At 73.2% G+C, this 17,071-nt stretch carries 18 protein-coding genes; 11 read left to right on the top strand and 7 right to left on the bottom strand.

From position 1 onward, the window contains the following. Positions 1-57: 57 nt before the first annotated feature. Together VLJ82_RS10565 and ppgK are read right to left on the bottom strand one after the other, a co-directional pair. A complete protein-coding gene (locus VLJ82_RS10565; protein ID WP_408663305.1) occupies positions 58-1,386 on the bottom strand; it encodes an RNA polymerase sigma factor in 1,329 nt (442 codons plus the stop codon). A gap of 172 nt (positions 1,387-1,558) precedes the next feature. After that, positions 1,559-2,332 carry a polyphosphate--glucose phosphotransferase gene (ppgK, locus tag VLJ82_RS10560; protein WP_408663304.1) on the bottom strand — a complete coding sequence of 258 codons (774 nt, stop codon included), beginning with the start codon at positions 2,330-2,332 and terminating at the stop codon, positions 1,559-1,561. A gap of 129 nt (positions 2,333-2,461) precedes the next feature. Between ppgK and VLJ82_RS10555 the strand changes: the two genes are divergently transcribed. Further along, positions 2,462-3,334 carry an inositol monophosphatase family protein gene (locus tag VLJ82_RS10555; RefSeq protein ID WP_408663303.1) on the top strand — a complete coding sequence of 291 codons (873 nt, stop codon included), beginning with the start codon at positions 2,462-2,464 and terminating at the stop codon, positions 3,332-3,334. Between the two features lie 69 nt (positions 3,335-3,403). On the opposite strand, the gene VLJ82_RS10550 is transcribed toward VLJ82_RS10555, so the two are convergent. Continuing rightward, the gene (locus tag VLJ82_RS10550) at positions 3,404-3,913 is read right to left on the bottom strand and encodes a LytR C-terminal domain-containing protein (protein ID WP_408663302.1); all 510 of its coding nucleotides are present in this window, start codon (positions 3,911-3,913) and stop codon (positions 3,404-3,406) included. A 210-nt stretch (positions 3,914-4,123) separates the two neighbouring features. Between VLJ82_RS10550 and VLJ82_RS10545 the strand changes: the two genes are divergently transcribed. Further along, positions 4,124-4,432 (top strand): DUF4193 domain-containing protein, encoded by a 309-nt coding sequence (locus tag VLJ82_RS10545; protein ID WP_408663301.1) that lies wholly within the window; start codon positions 4,124-4,126, stop codon positions 4,430-4,432. A 117-nt stretch (positions 4,433-4,549) separates the two neighbouring features. Continuing rightward, entirely contained in the window at positions 4,550-5,302 is a 753-nt protein-coding gene (locus VLJ82_RS10540; RefSeq protein ID WP_408663300.1) for a hypothetical protein, read from the top strand. A gap of 54 nt (positions 5,303-5,356) precedes the next feature. On the opposite strand, the gene VLJ82_RS10535 is transcribed toward VLJ82_RS10540, so the two are convergent. Next, positions 5,357-6,103, bottom strand: a complete 747-nt coding sequence (locus VLJ82_RS10535) for an SDR family oxidoreductase (protein WP_408663344.1) — start codon at positions 6,101-6,103, stop codon at positions 5,357-5,359. A gap of 41 nt (positions 6,104-6,144) precedes the next feature. Continuing rightward, entirely contained in the window at positions 6,145-6,675 is a 531-nt protein-coding gene (locus tag VLJ82_RS10530; RefSeq protein ID WP_408663299.1) for a DUF3093 domain-containing protein, read from the bottom strand. Between the two features lie 81 nt (positions 6,676-6,756). On the opposite strand from VLJ82_RS10530, the gene dut reads away from it, so the two are divergent. The 3 genes from dut to VLJ82_RS10515 are packed head-to-tail and all read left to right on the top strand — an operon-like array spanning position 6,757 to position 8,728. Continuing rightward, positions 6,757-7,275: a dUTP diphosphatase gene (dut, locus tag VLJ82_RS10525; RefSeq protein ID WP_408663343.1), complete on the top strand. Its 519-nt coding sequence runs from the start codon at positions 6,757-6,759 to the stop codon at positions 7,273-7,275. Beyond that, positions 7,275-7,952, top strand: a complete 678-nt coding sequence (locus tag VLJ82_RS10520; protein WP_408663298.1) for a DUF3710 domain-containing protein — start codon at positions 7,275-7,277, stop codon at positions 7,950-7,952. Before dut ends, VLJ82_RS10520 begins: the two co-directional genes overlap by 1 nt. Before the next feature lie 5 nt (positions 7,953-7,957). Beyond that, on the top strand, positions 7,958-8,728 hold the full coding sequence (locus VLJ82_RS10515; RefSeq protein ID WP_408663297.1) for a DUF3159 domain-containing protein: 771 nt from the start codon (positions 7,958-7,960) through the stop codon (positions 8,726-8,728). Here the strand turns inward: VLJ82_RS10515 and VLJ82_RS10510 are convergent. Beyond that, positions 8,669-9,328: a potassium channel family protein gene (locus VLJ82_RS10510; RefSeq protein ID WP_408663296.1), complete on the bottom strand. Its 660-nt coding sequence runs from the start codon at positions 9,326-9,328 to the stop codon at positions 8,669-8,671. The two genes, VLJ82_RS10515 and VLJ82_RS10510, sit on opposite strands and share 60 nt — an antisense overlap. Then, complete coding sequence (locus VLJ82_RS10505; RefSeq protein WP_408663295.1) at positions 9,328-9,996, bottom strand: potassium channel family protein; 669 nt, start codon at positions 9,994-9,996, stop codon at positions 9,328-9,330. The genes VLJ82_RS10510 and VLJ82_RS10505 overlap by 1 nt, the downstream gene beginning before the upstream one ends. 96 nt (positions 9,997-10,092) lie before the next feature. Here VLJ82_RS10505 and VLJ82_RS10500 point away from each other — a divergent pair, with 96 nt between their 5' ends. The 5 genes from VLJ82_RS10500 to VLJ82_RS10480 all read left to right on the top strand — a co-directional run bounded on the left by VLJ82_RS10500 (position 10,093) and on the right by VLJ82_RS10480 (position 17,043). After that, positions 10,093-11,610: a class I SAM-dependent RNA methyltransferase gene (locus VLJ82_RS10500; protein ID WP_408663294.1), complete on the top strand. Its 1,518-nt coding sequence runs from the start codon at positions 10,093-10,095 to the stop codon at positions 11,608-11,610. A gap of 6 nt (positions 11,611-11,616) precedes the next feature. Beyond that, complete coding sequence (gene dxs / locus VLJ82_RS10495; RefSeq protein ID WP_408663293.1) at positions 11,617-13,584, top strand: 1-deoxy-D-xylulose-5-phosphate synthase; 1,968 nt, start codon at positions 11,617-11,619, stop codon at positions 13,582-13,584. Between the two features lie 91 nt (positions 13,585-13,675). After that, the gene (locus VLJ82_RS10490) at positions 13,676-14,386 is read left to right on the top strand and encodes a response regulator transcription factor (protein WP_408663292.1); all 711 of its coding nucleotides are present in this window, start codon (positions 13,676-13,678) and stop codon (positions 14,384-14,386) included. Next, on the top strand, positions 14,383-15,570 hold the full coding sequence (locus VLJ82_RS10485; RefSeq protein WP_408663291.1) for a sensor histidine kinase: 1,188 nt from the start codon (positions 14,383-14,385) through the stop codon (positions 15,568-15,570). The genes VLJ82_RS10490 and VLJ82_RS10485 overlap by 4 nt, the downstream gene beginning before the upstream one ends. A gap of 18 nt (positions 15,571-15,588) precedes the next feature. After that, positions 15,589-17,043 (top strand): hypothetical protein, encoded by a 1,455-nt coding sequence (locus VLJ82_RS10480; RefSeq protein WP_408663290.1) that lies wholly within the window; start codon positions 15,589-15,591, stop codon positions 17,041-17,043. Positions 17,044-17,071: the final 28 nt, after the last annotated feature.

The following is a 17,071-nucleotide window of genomic DNA, read 5'->3' as shown; positions in this document are numbered from 1 at the left end:
CGCCGCTTTGCGGCTACGACCGCCTCGGGAGATCGAGCAAGCTCGTCTCCGCTCGGCTCAGTCGAGGTAGTCGCGCAGGACCTGGGAGCGGGATGGGTGGCGGAGCTTCGACATGGTCTTGGACTCGATCTGGCGGATCCGCTCGCGGGTGACGCCGTAGACCTGACCGATCTCGTCCAGGGTGCGCGGCTGGCCGTCGGTCAGCCCGAAGCGCAGCTTCACCACGCCGGCCTCCCGCTCGGACAGCGTGTGCAGCACCGACTGCAGCTGGTCCTGCAGCAGCGTGAACGACACCGCGTCGACGGCCACCACGGCCTCGGAGTCCTCGATGAAGTCGCCGAGCTGGCTGTCGCCCTCGTCGCCGATGGTCTGATCGAGCGAAATGGGCTCCCGGGCGTACTGCTGGATCTCCAGCACCTTGTCCGGGGTGATGTCCATCTCCTTGGCGAGCTCCTCCGGGGTGGGCTCGCGGCCCAGGTCCTGCAGCAGCTCGCGCTGGATCCGGCCCAGCTTGTTGATCACCTCGACCATGTGCACCGGGATGCGGATGGTGCGGGCCTGGTCGGCCATCGCCCGGGTGATCGCCTGCCGGATCCACCAGGTGGCGTAGGTGGAGAACTTGTAGCCCTTGGTGTAGTCGAACTTCTCCACCGCCCGGATCAGGCCCAGGTTGCCCTCCTGGATCAGATCCAGGAACGCCATGCCGCGTCCGGTGTAGCGCTTGGCCAGCGACACCACCAGCCGCAGGTTGGCCTCGAGCAGGTGGTTCTTGGCGCGCTCACCGTCCCGGACGATCCAGCTCAGGTCCCGGCGCTGCTGCAGCGGCAGCTTGTCGCCGGCGAGCTCGAGTTGGCGCAACCGCTCGGCGGCGTACAGGCCGGCCTCGATGCGCTTGGCGAGGTCGACCTCCTCCTCGGCGTTGAGCAGCGCGACCTTGCCGATCTGCTTGAGGTAGGCACGTACGGAGTCCGCCGAGGCGGTCATCTCGGCGTCCTTGCGGGCCTGCCGCAGCGCCTCGGACTCCTCCTCGTCCCAGGTGAACTCCGCGGCGTCGGCCTCGGGGGGCTCTGCCGCGTCCTCGGTCTCGGCGTCGGCCTCGACGTCGATCGGGATCTCTTCGAGCTCGAGGTCGGCCGGGATGTCGGCCGGCTCGGCGTCCAGACCCGCCTCGGCGTCGGCCTCGGCCAGCGCGGGGTCGGCCAGCTCCTCGGCGGACTTGCCCGCCGGGGCGGCCTTTGCGGCTGCCTTCTTCGCCGGTGCCTTCTTGGCCGGTGCTTTCTTCGCGGGTGCCTTCTTGGCCGGTGCGGCGACGGTCTTCGTCACTGCGCGGCTCGCCGTTGCAGCAGCGCTGACCTGCGACTGCTCGGAAGATTCGCTGGAAACCACGGACGCCCTTTCATACAGCGGTCACACGTATCTGAGGCGGACCCGTCGGGGACCGCGGTGCGGGAAAGTGGGGTCAGCCAGCCGCAGGGGTTCATCGACGTCAGCGCTGTGACGTCCGATGCCTTCATTGGTGCCATGCCCGCGCGCTCCATTGTAGCCAGAGCGGGCCGATTCAGCGCTCGGCAGCTGCCATCGCCGCGCCCACGATCCCGGCGTTGTTGAGCAGCTGGGCCGGCCGCACCGGCGTCTGCAGCTTCAGCAGCGGCACCCAGCGGTCGGCGTCCTTGCTCACCCCGCCGCCGACGATGAACAGGTCGGGGGAGAACAGCCGCTCGACGTGGGACATGTAGGCCTGCACCCGCTTGGCCCACTGCTTGTACGACATCTTCTGCTTGTCCTTGACCGAGGCGGCCGCCCGCGACTCGGCGTCGTGGCCCTCCAGCTCCAGGTGCCCGAGCTCGGAGTTGGGCACCAGCTTGCCGTTGAGGAAGATGCCGCTGCCGATCCCGGTGCCGAAGGTCAGCAGGATCACCACCCCGGACACCCCCCGGGCGGCGCCGAAGCGGACCTCGGCCAGGCCCGCCGCGTCGGCGTCGTTGAGCACCGTGACGTCCAGGCCGGTGGCCTTGGAGAACACCGCGTCGACGTCGGTGCCGATCCAGGACGGGTCGACGTTGGCCGCCGACCGGGCCACCCCGCTCTTGATCACCGCAGGGAAGGTGGCGCCCACCGGGCCGGTCCAGTTCGCCTTGGTGACCAGCTGCACCACCACCTCGGCCACGTTGTCCGGAGTGGACGGCTTCGGGGTCGGGATCCGCACCCGCTGGGTGCGCAACTGCCCGGTCAGGGTGTCGACGACGGCGCCCTTGATGCCGCTGCCGCCGATGTCGACCCCGAACGCCGCGTCGAGCGAGGCTGGGGGCAGGTCTGACACTGGCGCGGTCATGGTTCCTCCGCTGGCTAGGGTGACTACCTTGAACCATATCGGCAGTCCCGTCCACTGGCGGCAGTCGATATCGGGAGCTTGTGGAGGACGAATCCGGATGAGGCGCGGCACGGCAGGACCGCAGGCCGGATGACCGGCACGGGGACACCGGTCCCGGGGATTTCCGCCGATGCCGAGCCCGCCCAGGGGATTCCCGGCGATGCCGAGCCGGACCCGGGCCAGTTGGCCGACCTCGCGGTGGAGCTCGCCGTCCGGGCCGGGGAGCTCATGGTGCGGCACCGGGCCGCGGGGCTGTCGGTCAGCACCAAGAGCTCGGCCACCGACGTGGTCACTGACGCCGACCAGGCCGTGGAGCAGTTCCTGCGCACCGCGCTGGCCCAGCTGCGCCCGGGCGATTCGATCCTGGGCGAGGAGACCGGTGCCACCGACCCGGCCGGCTCACCGGTGCGCTGGGTGCTCGACCCCATCGACGGCACCGTCAACTACCTGCTCGGCCTGCCGCAGTTCGCGGTCTCGATCGCGGCCCAGGTGGGGGGGCAGACGGTGGCCGGCTGCGTGCACAACCCGGCGTCGGGAGACCTGTTCCGGGCGGCTGCCGGGTCCGGCGCCTTCCTCGGCGACCGGCGGCTGACCGGGCCGCGGTCGGTGCCGCTGGACCAGGCGGTGGTTGCGACCGGCTTCAGCTACGACCCGGAACGCCGGGCCCGCCAGGGCAGCGCCGCGGGCCGGTTGCTGGCCCGGATCGGCAACCTGCGCCGGCTGGGTTCGGCGGCGCTCGACCTGTGCGCGCTGGCCGCCGGCTGGGTGGACATGTACTACGAGGGGCCGCTAGGAGAGTGGGACTTCGCGGCCGGCCTGCTGATCGCCACCGAGGCCGGGGTGGCGACCTCCGGGCTGCGCGGCCGGCCGGCGGGGGTCCAGATGGTGGCCGGGGCACACCCCGAGCACGCCGGGGAGTTCTTCGACGCGCTCACCGAGATCGGGGTGGCCGACATCGGCTGATCGGAAGGATCGGCTGATCCGGTGGGGCAGGCCGCGCCGAGGTCACCGGCTCAGCAGGGGCTTGCCGGCTCAGCAGGGCTTGCTGGCCTTGGCCACGGCCTGCTTGACCGAGGCATCGCTGGCCAACGCCGTGAAGCCCGACCCCAGCACCAGTTCCAGCTTGGCGTCCCGGCGTCCGGCGGCGACCAGCTTGGCGCCCGGCAGGTAGTAGCTCAGCAGCGTCGCGCCGGGCCGGCCGGTGCTGCCGTACCGGATCTCGGCGACCCCGGACAGTGCCGAGGTGGTGCCCGGCGTGCCGACCTTGAACCCGCGGCTCTTGAGCTGGTTGCTGGTCCGGGTGGCCAGCTGGTCCCGGCCGGCGCCGTTGAGGACCGTCACCGTCACCGCGGCGGGCTTGGGCAGCTGGATGGCCTTGCTTCCCGGGCTGCACTGCGCCGACTGGGACGGCGCCGGGTTCTGCGCGTTGTCGGTCGGCTCGGCACGGTGCAACACGCGCCACCAGACGATGCCGGTGAGGATGCTCAGGGCGAGGAGAAAGGCGAGAGCGGGCAGCGGCCGGCGCCTGGTCGCGGTGGACATACTCCGCCATTCACCTCCCGCCGACGGGTCGCCTGTGCGCCGTCAGCCTAGCTGGATCGGTTTCGGGAATGGTGAAGCCTGCCCGGTCGTTGGAGCGCAGGCGGAACACGGTACGGTTCCGCGCCAGCGGTTAGGCGGGCAGCACAGCCCGGTGGTCCAGACAGCCGGATCGCGTGCGCTTGGGATTGGGATCAAGGAGTTGACAGGGTAGTGGCCACCGATTACGACGCCCCCCGTCGGGGGGATGTAGACGAACTGAATGAGGATTCCCTCGAAGAACTGAAGGCACGCCGGGCTGAGGCGCAGTCGGGCTCCATCGACGTCGACGAGGCCGAGCTGGCCGAGTCGCTCGAGCTGCCCGGTGCGGACTTGTCCAGCGTGTCCGGGGAGGAGCTCACCGTCCGGGTGCTCCCCAAGCAGGATGACGAGTTCACCTGTTCCAGCTGCTTCCTGGTGCACCACCGCAGCCGGTTGGCCCGTGAGAAGAACGGCCAGCCGATCTGCCGGGACTGCGCCTGATCGCAGGACGGTCCTCGAACAGCCGGTCGCTCATCCCGAGCGACCGGCTGTGCTTCCGGCTGCCTGCGAAGCGCACCCCCGCCGAGCGGTCCGCGCGCGCCTGGGGGAGGGTGAAGCATGGCCGATGACGAGTTGGCGGACCTGGTGGCCCGGGCCGCCGCGTCCGAGAACGGCGACGGGGACCGGTACAGCCGGCAGAAGGCGCTGGCGGCCCTGATCCCGGTGCTGGCCCGCAGCGCCAAGGCCTCCGGCGTCCGGGCGGTGGCCGCCGGACGGTGGCTGACCGACCTGATTGTGGAGCTGGCGCCGCGGATCGCGGTCCGCGACATCCAGACACTGCGCCGCCAGCACACCGGGCACACCGACATCGAGATCGCCGAGCGGCTGATCCGGCAGGCCACCCGGACGACCGCCGGGATCGGCGCCGCCGCCGGCGGGCTGGCCGCCGTGGAGTTCCTCAGCCCGCCGATGCTGCTGGCCACGCCGGTCCAGCTGGCGGCCGAGATGCTGGCCGTCACCGCCGTCGAGCTGAAGCTGGTCGCCGAGCTGCACGAGCTGCTGGGACGCCCGGCAGCGGGCACCACCTCGGAGCGGGCCAGCGCGTACCTGATGTCGTGGGTGCGCCGCCGGGCGATCTCGCCCGAGCTGACCGGGGCCGGGCTGAGCGCGGTCTTCGGCGCCGCCGCCAAGCGCGAGCTGCGCAGCCAGGTGCTGCGCCGGCTCGGGCGCAGCACCACCAGCCTGGCGCCGTTCCTGGCCGGCGCGGTCGCCGGCGCGGAGGTCAACCGCCGGGCCACCAAGGCCCTGGGCGAGACGCTGCTGGCCGAGCTGCGCGAACTCAGCAAGGACCGCTGGTTCCGCCAGCTCTGACCGGCCAGCTCTGACTGCGGGTAGTTCCGGCCGGGTAGTGCCGCGGCGGGCCTTTTAGAGGCTGCCCACCATCCCGCCGTCGACGACCAGGGTCTGCCCGGTCGTCCAGGCGGCGTCGGCCGAGGCCAGGTAGGCCACCACCGCGCCGATGTCGGCCGGCTCGCCGAGCCGGCCGAGCAGGTAGTTCGCGGCCGCAGCCTCCTCGTCGTCGGCGTAGAGGGCCTCGGCGAACCTGGTCTTCACCACCGCCGGCGCCACCGCGTTGACCCGCACCCGCGGTGCCAGCTCGACCGCCAGCTGCCTGGTCAGGTTGATCAGGGCCGCCTTGGTGACGCCGTAGAAGCCGATGCCGGGGGACGCGCCGAGCCCGGCCACCGAGGCGATGTTGACCACCGCCCCGCCGTGCTCGGCGAGCCAGGCCCGGCAGGCCAGCCTGGTCCAGCCGAGGGCGGCCAGCACGTTGACGTCGAACATCTTGCGGGCCAGGCCCTCCTCCAGCTCCAGCAGCGGGCCGTAGGTGGGGTTGATGCCGGTGTTGTTGACCAGCACGTCCAGCCGGCCGAACGCCGCCAGGGTGGCCTGCACCGCCGCCTCCCGGTGCTGCGGGTCGTCGCTGCCGCCGGCTGCGAAGATCGCCCGCTCCGGTCCGCCCAGTTCGGCCACTGCCTCCTCCAGCGCCGGCTGCTTGCGGGCGGTGATGCAGACCCGGGCGCCCTCGGCCACCAGCCGCCGCGCCACCGCCAGGCCGATGCCCCGGCTGGCGCCGGTGACCAGCGCCACCTGTCCCTCGAACCGACCCAGCGACACCGGCGACTCCTGTTCTGTCTGTCGGGAAGTACGGCTCAGCCGGCCGACGGCGCGGTCGCCGCGGCCAGGGCGGCCAGCAGCCGGTCCGGATGCCGGGTGGACAGCACCCAGTACGGCTCGGGGTAGCGCTCGTCCGACTCGGAGCCGGGGGGCGGCGCGGCCGGCGGGCGCAGCACCAGCTGGACGCCCGGCCCGATCCAGGACCGGATGTAGGTGTAGGCCAGCGGATCCCCGTGCCGGCCGACCAGCCGGCGCAGCTCCAGGGGGGTGAGGTCGATCGCCTGCTCGATGTCGGCCACCGCGACGCTGCGGGCACCGGCCCGCACGGTGCCGGCGGCCACCACGATGCGGCCGGCGGACAGCCGCCGGACGAACAGTAGGCCGCCCGGCAACAGCACCACGAACGGCGCCCAGGCCAGCCAGCCGGGCACGGCCACCGCGAACTCCAGGCTGAGCAGCAGCGCCACCCCCACCGCGCCCAGGTACCACCACCACGGCGTGCGCAGCTGCTCGACGTAACCCGGGGCAGGCTCGGCCGGCCGGGCCTGGGAAGTCGAGGGGGCCATCACCCGACGAGGGTAGCCTTTGGCGCTGTGACGAACGGAGCGCCGAGCCAGGCAGCCGGCGCGGGCCTGCCGGCCCCCGGACTGCTGTCGGCCGACCCGGTCCGGCCACCGGTGCCGGTGCAGGTGCAGCGGCTGCATCCCGACGCGCCGCTGCCGTGCTACGCCCTGGCCGGTGACGCCGGCGCCGATCTGTGCACCATGGTCGACGTCCGGTTGCGGCCGGGCGAGCGGGCGCTGCTGCCGACCGGCCTGGCGGTCGCGCTGCCCGCCGGGTACGCCGGTTTCATCCATCCCCGGTCGGGACTGGCCTGGCGGGTGGGGTTGGGCCTGGTGAACGCACCAGGCACCATCGATTCGGGTTACCGTGGCGAGATCAAGGTCATCGTCGTCAACCACGACCGGGACCGGGTCGTGGAGCTGCGCCGGGGCGACCGGATCGCCCAACTGGTCATCCAGCAGGTCGAGCAGGCCTGCTTCGAGCTGGTGGAACGACTGCCCGACTCGGCCCGCGGGGTGGCCGGGCACGGCTCGACCGGCGGTGCCGGCGCGCTGGAAGCCGGCCACCGGCCGGCCACGGACAACAGAGGAGACGATCAGTAATGGCGCTTCGGCGCAAGGAAAAGCGCACCGAGCAGTCCAAGCTCGACGCCACCCCGCCGTGGGAGACCAAGCGACGGCACGAGAGCGCGCCGACCACCGGTCCCTACGACCTCGCCGACAGCCCGGCCGCCGACCGCGAGCGGCTGGACCTGGGGGCGTTGCGGGTGCCGGTCGACATCGGCCTGGAGATCCGGGTCGAGGTCAGCGAGGACGGCCAGGTGGCCGGCGTGACCCTGCTCGGCCCGACCGGCCAGATGCAGCTCGGCGTGTTCGCCGCCCCGCGCAAGGACGGCATCTGGGACGAGATCCGCGCCGAGATCAAGGCCTCGATCTCCACCCAGGGCGGCACGGTGTCCGAGCAGGACGGCCCGTTCGGCACCGAGCTGGTCGGCCGGCTGCCAGCGCCCGGCGGCCTGACCCCGGTGCGCTTCCTCGGCGTGGACGGCCCGCGCTGGTTCCTGCGCGCCATGCTGGCCGGCGCGCCGGCGATGGAGGAGGAGCAGGCCCAGCCGTTCCTGGACGCCTTCCGCGGCGTGGTGGTGGTACGCGGCAACGACCCGCTGCCGGTGCGCGAGCCGGTTCCGTTGCAGCTGCCCCGGGAGGCTGCCGAACAGCTGGCGGCAGCCGCCGAGGCCGCCGGGCAGCCGGGTCAGCCTGGCCAGCCGCAGGACGGCTAGCTCTCGTGACCTCACCGTCGGAAGAGCTGCGCGACCGCACCCGCCAGCAGATCCTGGACTCGATGGGCGGCTGGTCCGGAACGATCGTGGCGGCCATCCCGCCGGTGGTCTTCGTGATCGTCAACGCCATAGCCGGACTGCGTCCCGCGATCGGGGCCGCGGTGGCCTCGGCGGTGCTGGTCGCCGGCTACCGGCTGGCCCGCCGCCAGCCGGTGCAGCAGGCGGTGACCGGGCTGTTCAGCGTGGCGATCGCCGCGGCCATCGCGGCCCGCACCGGCCAGGCCCGCGGCTACTTCCTGTTCGGCATCGCGGCGGCGTTCGGCTACGCGGCGGTGTTCGCCCTGTCCCTGCTGGTCCGGCGGCCGCTGGTCGGGGTGCTCTGGGAGTACCTGGACCCCTCGCCGCTGCCACCCGAGCAGCGCTGGTACCGGCTGCGTGAACTGCGCCGGGCCTACGACGTCGCGACCGCGGCGGTGCTGGCGATGTTCCTGGCCCGCGGGGTGGTGCAGCTCCGGCTGTTCTCGGAGAACCGCACCGGGCTGCTGGCGGCCGCCCGGATCGCGATGGGGCTGCCGCTCTATCTGGGCGTGGTGGCCGTGGTGTTCTGGGTGGTCCGGCGGGCCCGGCACCGGCTCGGGCTGCGCTCGACGCTGCCGGCCCCTACCGTGCTGGGCGCGCCGGCGGTACCCGAGCAGCCGGCGCCGGACGAGCCGCGGCTAGGCGGCGCAGACGGCTCGCCGGATGGCGGGCTCAGCCTCCGGAAGGGCGACGAATAGCAGCTCGTCGCCGGGCTCCAGCGGCTCGTCCGGAGTCGGCACGATGACCCGGGCGTTGCGGATGATCGCCACCATGGCCGCGTCCATCGGCAGCGGGACGTCGCGCACCGGCACCCCGGCGCACGGCGCGCCGGCCGGCAGGGTGACCTCGATCAGGTTGGCCTGGCCCTCCCGCAGGGTGAACAGCCGCACCACGTCGCCGACCGAGACGGCCTCCTCCACCAGGGCGGCCAGCACCCGGGGCGTGGACACCGCCACGTCCACCCCCCAGGACTCGTTGAACAGCCACTCGTTGGCCGGGTGGTTGATCCGGGCGACCACCCGGCGCACCGAGAACTCGGTCTTGGCCAGCAGCGAGACCACCAGGTTCACCTTGTCGTCGCCGGTGGCCGAGATCACCACCTCGCAGTCCTCCAGGTGGGCGTCCTCCATGCTGGCCAGCTCGCAGGCGTCGGCATGCACCCAGTCCGCGCCCTCGATCCGCTCCGGGCGGACCTTCTTGGCGTCCTTGTCGATCAGCATCACCCGGTGGCCGTTGGCCAGCAGCTCGCGGGCGATCGAACGGCCCACCGCGCCGGCTCCGGCAATGGCGATCTTCATCAGCGGTGCCCTCCTACCGGCCCGGCCGCCGCGGCCGCCCGGATGCCTTCGGTGAGATCGTCGGTGGCCGTCACGTGCAGCTCGTCGCCGGCCTGCACCACGGTGACCGCGGTGGGCAGCTCGCCCTTGCCGAACCGGCTGATCAGCGCCACCCGGCAGCCGGTGGCCTCCTCGAAGCTGGTCAGCTTCCGGCCCACCCAGGCCTCGGCCAGGATCACGTGCAGCATCACCACCTGGCCGGTGGGGTCGCGCCACTCCTCGTCGATGGTGCCGCCCAGCAGGGTCTTGAGCAGCCGGCTGGCCGTCCACGGCACAGTGGCGATGGTCGGGATGCCGAGCCGCTCGTAGACCTCGGCGCGCAGCGGGTCGTAGATCCGGGCCACCACGTGGCCGATGCCGAAGGTCTCCCGGGCCACCCGGGCGGCGATGATGTTGGAGTTGTCGCCGCTGGACACCGCCGCGAAGGCCTCGGCGTTCTCGATGCCGGCCTCGACCAGGGTGTCCCGGTCGAAGCCCACCCCGGCGATGGTCTTGCCCGTGAAGGTGTCGCCGAGCCGGCGGAACGCGGCCGGGTCCTGGTCGATGACGGCAACGCTGTGGTTCAGGCGCTGCAGATGGTGCGCGAGGGTGGAACCGACCCGACCGCACCCCATGACGACGATGTGCACCCCGGGGACGCTACACACTCTGCCGCTCCGACCGCTGCCTTCCGCACGTGGCGAGTGATCGACCGGGCCGGCGCGGTCGCTGCATAGGCTGTCCGGGTGGACCAGCGACGGCGCGAGCAACCGGACGAGCCGGCCGGGCCGGCCGGCGGACGGCCTGACCAGCCGGCTGACGGACGGCCGGACGAGCCGGCCGGCGAGAGCTGGCTGGGCCGCCGGTTCGAGCTGCTGGTGGGCCCCATCGCGCACGGCGGGCACTGCGTGGCGCGGCACGAGGGCCGGGTGGTGTTCCTGCGGCACGCGCTGCCCGGCGAGACGGTGCTGGCCGAGGTGACCGAGGACCGCGGTGGCTCGTTCTGCCGGGCCGACGCGATCGAGATCCGGCACGCCTCGCCGGACCGGGTGGCCAGGCCCTGCCCGTACGCCCACCCCGGCGGCTGCGGCGGCTGCGACTTCCAGCACGTCGCGCTGCCCGCCCAGCGGGCCCTGAAGGCTGCCGTGGTGGCCGAGCAGCTGAGCCGGCTGGCCGGGCTGGACCGGCCGGTGACGGTGCAGCCGCTGGACGAGGCCGACACCGGCCTCGGCTGGCGTCGCCGGGTGCGGTTCGCGGTCGGCCCGGCCGGCGAGCTGGGCCTGCACGCGCACCGTTCGCACACCCTGGTGCCGATCAGCCACTGCTCGATCGGCGCCCCCGGGGTGGGCGATGCCCGCGCACTGCACCGCGACTGGCCCGGCCTGGCCGAGCTCGAGGTGGCCGTCGACGACCGCGGCGAGGTGGTCGAGGTGGCCCATCGACCGGTTCGCCGGCCAGCCCGCCGGCCCAGGGCAGACCGTGGCCGGGGATTCCGTCCGGTGCTGACGGCCGAGCAGGTGTCCGGGCCGCTGCAGCTGCGCTACACCGTCGCCGGGCGGCAGTTCGGGATCCGTCCGGCCGGTTTCTGGCAGACCCACCCGCGGGCGGCCGAGGTGTTCACCGCGACGGTGCTGGCCGCGGCCGCCCCGCAACCGGGGGAGCGGGTGCTCGACCTGTACGCCGGGGCCGGGCTGTTCACCGCGGCGCTGGCCGAAGCGGTGACCGGCACCGGCCGGGTGCTCGGCCTGGAGTCCGACCCGGCCGCGGTCGCCGACGCCGCCGGCAATCTGGCCGGCCTGCCGTGGGCCACGGTGCGGCGCGCCACCGTCGATGAGCGGACGGTCGCCGCGGCCGCTCCGGAGCTGGGCGGCTCGCCCGACATCGTGGTGCTGGACCCGCCGCGCAGCGGCGCCGGCCGGGCGGTGCTGGCCGCGATCCTGGCCGGCGGCCCGCGGGTGGTGGTCTACGTGGCCTGCGATCCGGCGGCGCTGGCCCGCGACGTCCGGTTCGCCCGGGACGCCGGCTGGCGGCTGGCTGACCTGTCGGCCTACGACGCGTTCCCGATGACCCACCACGTGGAGTGCATCGCGGTGCTGCGTCCGGACCACGACCCGGACTACGACCGAGAGCAAGACTCAGAGCAGAACCCTGACCCGGACCACGACCCGGCCGGCGCCGCCGGAACCGGGGCACCCGGCGCACGATCCGGTGTAGACAGACCGGCCGATGGCGGCTCCGAAAACAGCACGGTGCAAGTAGGCTGACGGTTCGTGAGCCCCCTATTGAGCCGGATCTCCTGTCCCGCTGACCTGCGCACCCTCAGCGCGGAGGAGCTTGCCTCGCTGGCCACCGAGATCCGGGACTTCCTGGTCCGCAAGGTCTCCCAGACCGGCGGCCACCTCGGGCCCAACCTGGGCGCGGTGGAGCTCACCCTGGCCCTGCACCGGGTCTTCGACTCGCCGACCGAGCCGATCCTGTTCGACACCGGCCACCAGAGCTACGTGCACAAGATCGTCACCGGCCGGCACGGGCGGTTCGACACCCTGCGGCAGGGCCGGGGGCTGTCCGGCTACCCCAGCCGTACCGAGAGCGAGCACGACTGGATCGAGAACTCGCACGCCTCGACGGCGCTGTCCTACGCCGACGGGGTGGCCAAGGCGCTGGAGGTGCGCGGCGAGCGGCGTCCGGTGGTGGCGGTGGTCGGGGACGGCGCGCTGACCGGCGGGATGTGCTGGGAGGCGCTGAACAACATCGCCGCCGCCGACCGGCCGGTGGTGATCGTGGTCAATGACAACGGCCGGTCCTACTCGCCGACCATCGGCGGGCTGGCCGAGCACCTGGCCGGCCTGCGGCTGCGGCCCGGCTACGAGCGGATGCTCGGCAACGTCAAGGACACCCTGGGACGCACCCCGGTGGTCGGCCCGCCGCTGTACGGCGCGCTGCACGGGATCAAGCGCGGGATGAAGGACATGTTCGCCCCGCAGGGCATGTTCGAAGACCTCGGCCTGAAGTACCAGGGCCCGGTGGACGGCCATGACCTGGCCGCCCTGGAGCACGCCTTCACCCTGGCCCGGCAGTTCGACGGCCCGGTGCTGGTGCACTGCGTGACCCGCAAGGGCTACGGCTACGCTCCGGCCGAGAACCACCTGGCCGACCACATGCATGGCGGCGGCGCCTTCGACCCCGAGACCGGCGAGTTCCTCAGCAAGGGCGGCAAGACCTGGTCAGGGGTGTTCTCCGACGAGATGGTCAGGATCGGCGGCGTCCGCGACGACGTGGTGGCGATCACCGCCGCGATGCTCGACCCGGTCGGCCTCGGCGCGTTCGCGGCCGAGTACCCGGGCCGCTGCTTCGACGTCGGCATCGCCGAGCAGCACGCCCTCACCTCGGCCGCCGGGATGGCCGCGGCCGGCCTGCACCCGGTGATCGCGCTGTACGCCACCTTCCTCAACCGGGCCTTCGACCAGCTGCTGATGGACGTCGCGCTGCACCGGGCCGGCGTCACCCTGGTGCTGGACCGGGCCGGCATCACCGGCGAGGACGGCCCCAGCCACCACGGCATGTGGGACCTGGCGATGCTGGGCATCGTGCCCGGCATCCACCTGGCGGTGCCGCGCGACGAGCCCACGCTGCGCGCCGCGCTCGCCGAGTGCGTGGCCATCTCCGACGCGCCGTCGGTGCTGCGCTACCCCAAGACCCCGCTCGGCGCCGACATCCCGGCGCTGCGCTCGGTGGGCGGCATCGACGTGCTGGCCGAGACCGCCAGCGGCCCGGTGGACGTGCTGCTGGTCTCGGTCGGCGCGATGGCCCCGGACGTGCTGGACGCCGCCGAGCGGATCGGCGAGGCCGGCTACACCGTCCGGGTGATCGACCCGCGCTGGGTCACCCCGGTGCCCGCGGCGCTGGCCGACTTCGCCGCGCAGGCCGGCGTGCTGGTCACCGTCGAGGACGGCGTGGCGGTCAACGGCGCCGGTTCCCGGTTCGCCCAGTACCTCGGCGAGCAGGGCCTGGCGGTGGCCACCCGCGAGATCGGCATCCCGGTCGAGTTCCTCGAGCACGGCAAGGTGGCCGAGGTGCGCGCCGCGATCGGCCTGAGCCCGCAGGGCATTTCCCGGCGGGCCATCGAGTTCGCGGCAGCGGTGCTCGGCCGGGGCGACGACGGCTCCGTCGACGGCGGCGGCGAGGAGTTGTTCTCGGCGGGCCCGGCGCAGGGGAAGGACACCGACCGTCGGGAATGACCGCTACCGCCCAGGTGCGGGGAGTTCGTGAGATCGTTGTGCCAACATTGCGACCTCAACGCCGTCGAGGTCGCCGAGAAGCGGAGACAGCGTGCGCGTACTTGTGGTGGAAGACGAGACCCAGCTGGCCGACGCCGTGGTGCGTGGCCTGCGCCGGGAAGGCATGGCGGTCGACGTCGCCTACGACGGTGACGAAGGCTTCAGCAAGGCGACGACCACCCGCTACGACGTGGTGGTGCTCGACCGCGACCTGCCGGGCAAGAGCGGCGACGAGATCTGCCGCTCGCTGACCGACGAGGGGGTGCTGACCCGCGTCATCATGCTCACCGCCAGCGGCTCGATCGAGGACAAGGTCGAGGGCCTGGCGCTGGGCGCCGACGACTACCTGGCCAAGCCCTTCGCGTTCGCCGAGCTGGTGGCCCGGGTGCGCGCGCTCGGCCGCCGGGCGACCCCGGCCGCGCCGCCGGTGCTGCAGGCCGGCGACCTGGTGCTGGACCCGGCCAAGCGCACCGTGACCCGGTCCGGCCGCAACGTCGACCTGACCCGCAAGGAGTTCGGGGTGCTGGAGACGTTGCTGTCGGCCGCCGGGGTGGTGGTCTCCAGCGAGGAGCTGCTCGACCGGGTCTGGGACGAGCACGCCGACCCGTTCACCACCACCGTCCGGGTCACCATGATGACGCTGCGCCGCAAGCTCGGCGAGCCGCCCATCATCGAGACGGTGGTGGGCTCGGGCTACCGGGTCGACCCCACTCTGGTCACCGCGTCCGCCGACGATGAGAACGGAGGTTCGACCGACCAGTGAGACTGGTGCAGCCGTCGCTGCGAATCCGGATGGCGCTGCTGTACGGCGCTCTGGTGTTGCTCATCGGTGCCGCGCTGCTGGCCACTTCCTACATCCTGCTGGACCGGGCACTCAGCCAGATCGCGCTGCCGCCCAACCCCGGCGACGTGACCATCGTCGACAACGCCACCGGCGCCAAGACCACCTGGAACCCGTCCGACGCCCGCTCGGTGATGCGGACCGACGCCCTGCACTACTTGCTCAACAACGGGCTGCTGTACTTCGGGGTGATCGTGCTGATCGGCTCGATCGGCGGGTACCTGCTGGCCCGGCAGGCGCTGCGCCCGGTGGCCCGGATCACCGCCACCGCCAAGCAGCTGTCGACCAAGACGCTCAGCGAGCGGATCGGCCTGGGCGGCCCGGACGACGAGCTGCGCGAGCTGGCCGACACCTTCGACGACATGCTGGCCCGGCTGGACGCCGCCTTCGGCAGCCAGCGCCGGTTCGTCGCCAACGCCAGCCACGAGCTGCGCACCCCGCTGGCGGTGATCCAGACCGAGCTGGACGTCACTCTGTCCGACCCCAACGCCCCGCCGGACGAGCTGCGCCGGATGGGTGAGGTGGTGCGCGAGGCCACCAACCGGGCGCAGAAGCTGGTGGACGCGCTGCTGGCGCTGGCCCGGCTGCAGGGCCGCGAGGGCCAGAGCCTGGAGTCGAGCGAGGTGGTGACGCTGAACGAGCTGATTCCGACCGCGGTGGCGGCGGCCAAGGCCGAGGCGGTCACCCGCGACATCACTCTCACCGCCGAAGGCGAGCCGGTCCGCACCACCGGCGACCCCCGGCTGCTGGAACGGGTGATCGGCAACCTGGTGGAGAACGCGGTGCGCTACAACGTGCCGGGCGGCTGGGTGCAGATCCGCACCGAGCTGGCTGGCACCGCGCCCAACCGGATGGCCCGGCTGGTGGTGGTCAACAGTGGCGTGCCGGTCCAGCCGGACGAGGTCGAGGGCCTGTTCGACGCCTTCCGCCGGGGTGGCCGGGCCCGTACCGGCCAGCGCGGTGCGGGGCTGGGGCTGTCCATCGTCCGGGCCATCGTGGACGCCCACAATGGTTCGATCACGGCGACCGCCCAGCCGGCCGGCGGCCTGCGGGTGGAGATCTCGTTCCCCGCCTCGGAGGCCGGCGAAGCCTCGCTGGCCTCCTAGCCCGAGTCGGTCCAGCCCGTGTCGAAGGCCCGCCTGCTGCCCCGGTTGCCGCCGTGGACCAACTCGCCCGGCTTCGGGATCGCGGTGCTGCTGGCACTGGCGGTGATCCTGATCGCGCACGGCGAGCCGCAGCCGTCCTCCCGGCCCAGCGGCACCTCGGTCGGGGTGAGCGGCAGCCCGACGGTGCCGGCGGCGGTGCCGGGCCTGCTGGTGATCCGGACCGGGGGAGTGGAGTTCCGCCAGGGCCAGACCGTCCGGCGGGTGCCGCTGCCGCCCGGGGCCCGGCCGCTGTCGGTGGTGACCGGCCGCGGGCTGAGCGTGGTGCTGGCCGCCCTGGACGGCCGGCAGCACGCCTACGCGGTGCAGCGGGACCTGGCCGTGCACGACCTCGGACGGGCCGACGCGGTGATCCCGGCGGCGACCGGGCGGGCCGCGGTGGTGGTGGAGACCGGCCTGACCGAACCCGGCCGGCTGCTGCCGAACGGGCCGGCCGAGTCCGGCCCGACCGCGAGCCCGACCGCCACTGCCACCGGGCCGCCGGAGCTGCGCGATTTCGCCGTGCAGCGCTACGACTCGGCCGGCCAGCGGGTGGGGATCTCGCAGTTCCTGCCGGCCGGCACCCGGATGGCGACCGACACCGCCGTCGGCCTGGTGGTCTGGAAGCCGGTCAACCGGGTCTTCGACAACGGCGTGGCGCTGGAGCCGCTGTCGGCCGCCGCCACCCTGATCCGCCCGAACCGGTCGCTGCGCCAGCTGGGCCCGGTGCATCCGCTGGCCGCCGACGCCAGCCACCTGCTGGTCTGGGACGTCACCGCCCGGCGGTTCGGCCTGATGCCGTTGCGCTATGCCACCTCCACCGCCACCTCCACCGCGACCCCGTCGGCCAGCGTCTCCGACCGCACCGGCCCGGGCAGCCCGCCCTCGCAGACCGCCTCGCCGTCGGCGTCGCCGACCACGGTGGCCGGGGTGCAGTGGTTCTCCCCGACCCGCGGTATCACGGTGGTGACGGGCCCTGCCAGCTTCTCGCCGGACGGGTCGGCGTTCGCCGCATACGCCCAGGTGGGTTCCCGGCGCCGGCTGATGGTGGCGCAGCTGGCGAACGTGGGCACCGACCGGGTCGAGGTGGTGGCGCTGGTCGCCCCGCCGCCGGCCAGCAGTCCGCCGGCACCCAGCAGCACACCCGGCTCGCCGAGCCAGCCAGGACCCTCGGTGACGGTCAGCGGCTCCCGCACGGTGGCCACCGCCAGCCCGTCGGACTCGGCGAGCAGCTCGAGCAGCTCGACCAAGCCGGCACCGGCGCTGCAGCCGGACGGCTTCCCGATCCCGGCGCCGCTCAGCCCGCTGTGGTGGAACGGCCAGGTGGTGGGGCTCGGCCCGGACGCCACCGTGGTCGGCTACCAGCCGGGCAGCGGCAAGGCGTCGCTGCTGGACCTGGGGCCGGAGGACCTGCAGTCCATCGCCGAGCTGCCCTGACCCGGTGACGAGCCCAGCCGCCGGCCGG

Source organism: Jatrophihabitans sp. (assembly GCF_035474675.1).
Lineage (GTDB): Bacteria > Actinomycetota > Actinomycetes > Mycobacteriales > Jatrophihabitantaceae > Jatrophihabitans_A.
The sequence above is the reverse complement of the archived record's forward strand: the minus strand, read 5'-3'. Positions and strand labels throughout refer to the sequence as shown.